We start from the raw sequence: 6665 nt of genomic DNA on the forward strand, positions 1-6665 counted from the left end.
GTGTTTGCGAAAACATTACCCAACGTAAGCCAGGGCCAGCTTAGCTCCCAGTTAAGGTGAATATATTCGAAACTCATCCAACAAGCAGCAAAGGCCCAGTAACTATAGCGGCTTCCCAGTCTTTTTTGAACATTATAAAGGGCCAGCCAGGGCAGGCACATAAGGGCTGTATTGGTAAGTATGGCACCAATTGTTCCTACATCTGTAGAGTTCCAGATCCACCAGGTCGTTAAACAATTCCAGGTTAACATGGACAGGAAACACCAGGAAAGAAAACGAGCTCTTGAAGCCCCCTGTTCAAGGAGTTGAAAAAGAGGTATTAATGCAATAAAGATCAGGAAAGTGGTAGGCATAGGTGGCCAGGCAGCCGAAAGCAATAAGCCGGTGCAAAGCGCTAAAAAAAAGGGATGAAACTTCTTCATTCGTACGAAAATAGCTCATCCCTTCTAAATTATTTCCTGCTATAATTGGGCGCTTCTTTTGTGATGTCCACATCGTGCGCATGGCTTTCTTTCATGCCCGCATTGGTGATTTTAGTGAACCTTGCTGTCTGTTGCAGGGTTTCAAGGTCTTTTGCTCCGCAATAACCCATTCCTGCCCGCAGTCCACCCACAAACTGGGCTACAACTTCTTTCAGATAACCCTTGTACGCCACCCGTCCTTCAATTCCTTCCGGTACCAGTTTTTTAATATCATCTTCCACATCCTGAAAATACCGGTCACTGGAACCCTGGGCCATGGCACCGATGGAGCCCATGCCTCTGTACTCTTTGAATTTGCGACCCTCATAAATGATGGTTTCTCCCGGGCTTTCTTCCACCCCCGCAAAGACGCTGCCCATCATTACACAATTGGCCCCTGCGGCAAGTGCTTTTACCATATCGCCCGTATAGCGGATACCTCCATCGGCAATCAATGGAATGCCCATTGGTTGCAAGGCACTGTAAGCTTCCATAATAGCTGTTAACTGCGGTACGCCGGCACCTGCAACGATGCGGGTAGTACAGATAGATCCCGGACCAATGCCTACTTTTACACAATCGGCACCTGCTTCTGCCAGCGCCCTTGCGCCATCTGCTGTGCCTACATTTCCGGCAATGATCTGCAGTTGTTTGAAATTTTTCTTAACATTTTTTACGGCATCCATAACACCCCGGGTATGCCCATGTGCTGAATCCATTGTAATAACATCTACCCCCACATGTTGCAGTGCTGCAACCCGGTCGAGCATGTCTTTGGTAATTCCTACAGCAGCGCCCACTACAAGCCTGCCGTACGCGTCTTTATTAGCATGGGGAAAACTCTGTAGCTGAAGAATATCCCGATAGGTAATCAGGCCGGCAAGTGTGCCGTCTTTTTTTACAACCGGAAGCTTTTCGATTTTATGTTGTTGCAGAATTTTTTCTGCTTTCTTCATATCAGTTCCTTCCGGTGCAGTAACCAATCGGTCTTTGGTCATTACGTCGCTTACTTTTTTGCTTTTGGCAGTTTCAAAGCGGAGGTCGCGGTTGGTCAGTATTCCAACCAGTTTATTTTTGGTATCGATGATGGGAATACCACCGATTTTATTTTCTTTCATCAGGCGCAGTGCATCGCCGATGGTAGCTTCTGCAGTAAGCGTAACCGGGTCAAGGATCATACCGCTTTCGCTGCGTTTAACTTTACGTACCTGTTCTGCCTGGCGTTCAATACTCATGTTTTTATGCAGCATTCCAATTCCACCTTCTCTTGCCAATGCAATTGCCAACTGGGCTTCTGTAACCGTATCCATGGCGGCCGATAACATGGGAATCTGCAGCGAAATGGTTTTGGTAAGTTTTGTGCGGATGGAAACTTCGCGTGGTAAAACCGCAGAATAAGCAGGAACCAGCAATACATCATCGAAGGTCAGGCCTTCACCAAAAAATTTGTGGGATAAATCGAGCTTACGTGGAGTAGTCTTTCTTGTTGCCATGTGCAAAGATAGGGCCTTGCCAAGGTACCTCCCAAATTTTTGTCTTTTTTAGGCAGTCAGGCCAATGTGTATTGGCGGCCTGGTAATAATTTGATAACGCCGTTTAATTCCAGGTTGAGCAGCGCTTTGGCCGCCATACCGGATTCCAGCCCGCTTAATATATACAACTGATCAAGCGGTAGTACGGCATGTTTCGCTAACAAATGTACCAGCAGGGTTGAAGGCTGGTCAAGTACTTGCCGTAGTGGAAGTTGTGGACGGGATTTCTGCGGCTGATCCAGCATTTGCCACTGCATTTCCTGCAGGAATTCCTCCGGGCTGGTGTAAATAATTGCTTTGTTGGTACTGATCAGGTGATTGCACCCGGAACTGGATGTATCCGTAACCCTGCCGGGCATGGCGAAAACCGGGATATTATAACTATTGGCCATTCCCGCGGTTAGCATACTTCCGCCGCGGATTCCGGTCTCAATAATAAATACGGCTTTACTGATACCGGCCACAATCCGGTTCCGGATGGGAAAATGGTGTCTTTCTGCCTTTGTTCCGATAGGAAATTCTGTAACCAGAGCGCCTCCCTGCCGGATAATTTCCTTCGCCATGCCTGTATGAACGGAGGGGTATATATGGTCCAGCCCATGTGCTAAAACCCCAATGGTAGGGCAGGTATATTCCAGTGCCGTACGATGTGCCAGCCCGTCTATTCCATAGGCCATGCCACTTATAATACAGATCTGTTGCGCCGCCAACGCTTTTATAAGTTTTTCGGTTACCTGCCGGCCATAATCTGTATGATTGCGGGTTCCGATTATAGCAACGGATCGAGGCTGGTTCAGGGAACCGGTTCCGGTAGCATAGAGCAAACTGGGAGGATCATAACAATCCATCAGGCCTTTAGGATAAGCCGGGCTTCCATAAGCTACCAGGTGAATTCCTTTGCTGTGAGATTTTTCCACTATTTTTTTACAATCTGCAAATGCTGCAAACTGCCGGATATTGCGCGCCCTGTTTGCGCCAATACCTTCTATTTCCTGCAATTGCCGGGTAGATGCTGCAAAAATAGCGGATGCAGACCCGAAATGATTCAGCAGTAGTTTCGCATGTACATACCCGATGGTAGCAACTTTTGTTAAAGCAACCTGGTACACATATTCATCTTCCATTGCTTTTTGATTCCAAAATAGCCGAAAGAATTGATAAGAAACAGCGTGAAAAAACGGTTATTCACTGGTTACTTTCACCTCTGTCCGGCGGTTTTTGGCCCTGCCTTCTTCGGTAGAATTATCGGCAATGGGCAGCGTAGAACCGAAACCTTTGAAACTTAGGCGGCCCGGCTGTACACCATTTTTAACCAGGTAATCGACCACTGCCTGTGCCCTGCCATTGGAGAGTGCCAGGTTATCTGCTGCTTTTCCCACTGCATCGGTATGACCATTGATCTGGATTCGAAGGGTGGGGTTCTCTTTCATGAGCTGAACCAGTTTATGAAGCTCTACTTCCGAGGAGGGGTTGAGTTCCTTACTGCCACTTTCATAAAAGATATTTTTAAGAACAATGCTGGCGTCTTTTGTAATAGGCTGCAGGTCAATATCAATGGTATAGGTAGAATCGGGTGCCCGTTGACTTAGCTGAAAATTTTCTGAGTAAAACAGGTAAGCTTTCCGGTTTACATTAAAGACATAATCGCGCCCGGTGGGTAAGGTAATGATATAATTGCCGGTTTCATCGGTTTCCACCAGGCTAATGACTTGTCGGGTGCTTATATCCGTTAGTTCAACTGCAGAGGGCAGCCCTTTCCTGGTTTTGCTATCACGTACCGTACCTTTTATCCAAAGTGTTTTGGTGGGTCGAACGCCTTCGCGCAGGCTAAAGGTATAGAGGTCGAGCCCGCCCTTACTATCGGAGCGGTCACTGGCATAGTAGGCAGTTGCACCATCGGCAGTAATTACCAGGCTGCCTTCATTTTCTATGGTGTTAATGGGGTAGCCAAGATTTCTTGGTAAACTGAAACTGCCTTTCGGTCCTTTTCTTGCAACAAACAGGTCATCTCCACCATACCCTGTAAGTCCATTCGAGGTAAAATAAAGACTTTGGTTATCGGCATGGATGAATGGGCAGCTTTCATCGCCACTGGTATTGATTTCGGGCCCCAGGTTTTCCGGTTCGCTCCACCTGCCATTGGGCATACGATGACTTACCCATATATCACTACCGCCAAAACCTCCCGGACGCCGACTGGCGAAATACAAATCCCGTTTGTCGGGAGATAGGCTGGGGGCTGATTCCCAGAATTCTGTATTTATTTTATTCCCCAGGTTTTCCGGTTCACTCCAGCCATCGGGTGTCAGGTAGGATATGTATAAATCACAACTGCCAGCTCCTTCCGGAAAATTACAACCGGTAAAAACCAGCCATTTTCCATCGAGTGAAAGAGACTGGGCGCCTTCATTTAGGTTGGAATTGATTTGCCCCGTCAACCCCTTTGCCCGGCTCCACCCCTCTGCTGTTTTGCGGGTTTCGAAAAAATCTTCATTCCTGTTACCCACCCGACGGGTAAACACCAGTTGTTGATTATCGATGGTGAGGGCGGGATAATATTCTGAAACCGGGCTGTTAACGGAATCACCCATATTTACCGGTGCAAATTTGTAATTGCTGATAGCTGAATCCGCCGCCTGTTCAACGGCAAAAAGGTAGGTTTTCCGCCTGTAGGACGATGCCCGCTGGCTGGATTCATTCAGGTCATTAATAGTCATGAAGCCGTTGATGGCTTTGAGGGCTTCCTGGAACCTGCCCAAGCCGGCCAGGTTAATGGAATAAGGCAGGTTATAATCTTTGAAGTAAACGGAATCTATTGACCGGGCTTTTTCATAGTTTGTTACCGCCTGTTGGTAGTTTTTAAGTTCGCCGTACATGCCCGCTATAGACAACCAGGCGTCTGCAAACTTTGGATCTATCTGAACGGCTTCCTGTAAGGTCTTGATTCCTTCAGGAAACATACCTTCTTCTGCCTGCTCCATTGCTTTCTGGTAAAGTTTAAGGGCCTTACCATTAACTTTTTCGGGATTATAGGTTTGAGCCGTTGCTTTTATGGCTGGCATACATAGGCCGGCAATGGCTAAAAGGATAATGGGAAGTATACGAAGCTGCATATGCATAACAAACGAAAATTAGGCCATTTTATGCAGCTACGGAACATTTATGTATTTATGGCTTTGGATGCTGAGCTCCCATTGCGGATGCGCTTTTATATAGTCGATGATCAGGGGCAGCATATCCGTTTGTTTATCCCATTCTGGCTGCAGGTATAATTTGCAACCGGGCTGAACCTGGGCCGCATATTTTTCCGCCCACTGGAAATCTGATTTATTGAAGATCACCACTTTCAATTCATTGGCAGCGGCAATTACTTCCGGCAGGGGGAATTTGAATTTTTTGGGGGAAAGGCAGATCCAATCCCAATAACCGCTCAGGGGGCTGGATCCAGAGGTTTCAATATTGGTTTCAAAGCCAGCTTGCCGGAGTTGCAGGGTCAGTGCATCGAGGTTATATAATAAAGGCTCACCGCCTGTAATCACTGCTAATTTTCCAGGGTATTCCAGCGCATTTTTTACAATCGTCTGAATGCTTTGCTGCGGGTGTTTGGAAGCGTCCCAACTCTCCTTTACATCACACCATACACAGCCCACATCGCAACCGCCGAGGCGGATAAAATAAGCTGCCCGGCCCTGGTGGAAGCCTTCTCCCTGTAGGGTATAAAAGGATTCCATGACCGGTAATGCAGGGATATCGGTAATTTCAACCATTCACTTAATGTTTGTAACTGCAGGCTTTAAACGTGTTTTTCATAAGGGCAGCAATGGTCATGGGGCCTACCCCTCCGGGTACCGGGGTAATAAAGCTGCATTTCGGAGATACAGCTTTAAAATCTACATCCCCTTTTAGGGCAAACCCTGATTTCTTGCTAGCATCAGCTACTCTTGTTATACCCACGTCAATAATGATTGCGCCTTCTTTTACCATATCGGCTTTTACAAATTCCGGAATGCCTAATGCGGCTACAATAATGTCTGCGGATCTGCAAATTTCAGCCAGGTTGGGCGTGTGAGAATGGGTAATAGTAACGGTACAATTTCCGTATGGACCCGATTGGCTGAGCAGGATGCTCATTGGACGACCTACAATATTACTGCGGCCGATAACCACAGCGTGTTTTCCTTTGGTCTCAATCTTGTAGTGCTCCAGCATCAGCATTATACCATAGGGGGTAGCTGGAATAAAGGTATCCAGGCCTTGTACCATTTTTCCAACATTTGCCGGATGAAACCCGTCTACATCTTTTGCAGGAAGAATGGTATTGATCACTTTCTCATCCGAAATATGTTTGGGAAGGGGTAGTTGTACCAGTATACCATCAATATCCGGGTCCAGGTTAAGGTCGTTTATGACAGCTAGCAATTTGTTTTCGCTGGTTTCTTCTTCCATCCGGATAAGGGTGGATTTAAAGCCGATTTCTTCACAGGCTTTAACTTTTGCCCCCACATAGGTTTCACTAGCCCCGTTGGAACCTACCAGAACCGCGGCCAGGTGGGGTATTTTTTTTCCTTCGGATACCAGTTGGGCTACTTTAAGCTTTAATTCTTCCTTGGTGGCTTTGGACACCAGTTGACCGTCTAAAATTTGCATGGCGCAAAGTTACAGGGCAGACAGG

General features: G+C 47.0%; 5 protein-coding genes and 1 pseudogene. All 6 read right to left on the reverse strand.

Annotated features, from left to right (window positions below):
- A pseudogene (locus A1D16_RS19935) lies at positions 1-422 on the reverse strand (apolipoprotein N-acyltransferase); the annotation flags it as partial.
- A gap of 29 nt (positions 423-451) precedes the next feature.
- Positions 452-1954, reverse strand: a complete 1503-nt coding sequence (gene guaB, locus A1D16_RS19940) for an IMP dehydrogenase (protein WP_290712817.1) — start codon at positions 1952-1954, stop codon at positions 452-454.
- A 56-nt stretch (positions 1955-2010) separates the two neighbouring features.
- Positions 2011-3117 (reverse strand): DNA-processing protein DprA, encoded by a 1107-nt coding sequence (gene dprA, locus A1D16_RS19945; protein ID WP_290712820.1) that lies wholly within the window; start codon positions 3115-3117, stop codon positions 2011-2013.
- Positions 3118-3174: 57 nt separating this feature from the next.
- The gene (locus A1D16_RS19950; RefSeq protein WP_290712823.1) at positions 3175-5112 is read right to left on the reverse strand and encodes an OmpA family protein; all 1938 of its coding nucleotides are present in this window, start codon (positions 5110-5112) and stop codon (positions 3175-3177) included.
- 30 nt (positions 5113-5142) lie between these two features.
- A complete protein-coding gene (locus A1D16_RS19955; protein WP_290712826.1) occupies positions 5143-5760 on the reverse strand; it encodes a 7-carboxy-7-deazaguanine synthase QueE in 618 nt (205 codons plus the stop codon).
- Positions 5761-5764: 4 nt separating this feature from the next.
- Positions 5765-6640, reverse strand: a complete 876-nt coding sequence (gene folD / locus A1D16_RS19960) for a bifunctional methylenetetrahydrofolate dehydrogenase/methenyltetrahydrofolate cyclohydrolase FolD (RefSeq protein ID WP_290712829.1) — start codon at positions 6638-6640, stop codon at positions 5765-5767.
- Positions 6641-6665 lie beyond the last annotated feature (25 nt).

It is taken from the genome of Flavihumibacter sp. CACIAM 22H1 (genome assembly GCF_001601815.1).
Classification (GTDB): Bacteria; Bacteroidota; Bacteroidia; order Chitinophagales; family Chitinophagaceae; genus Flavihumibacter.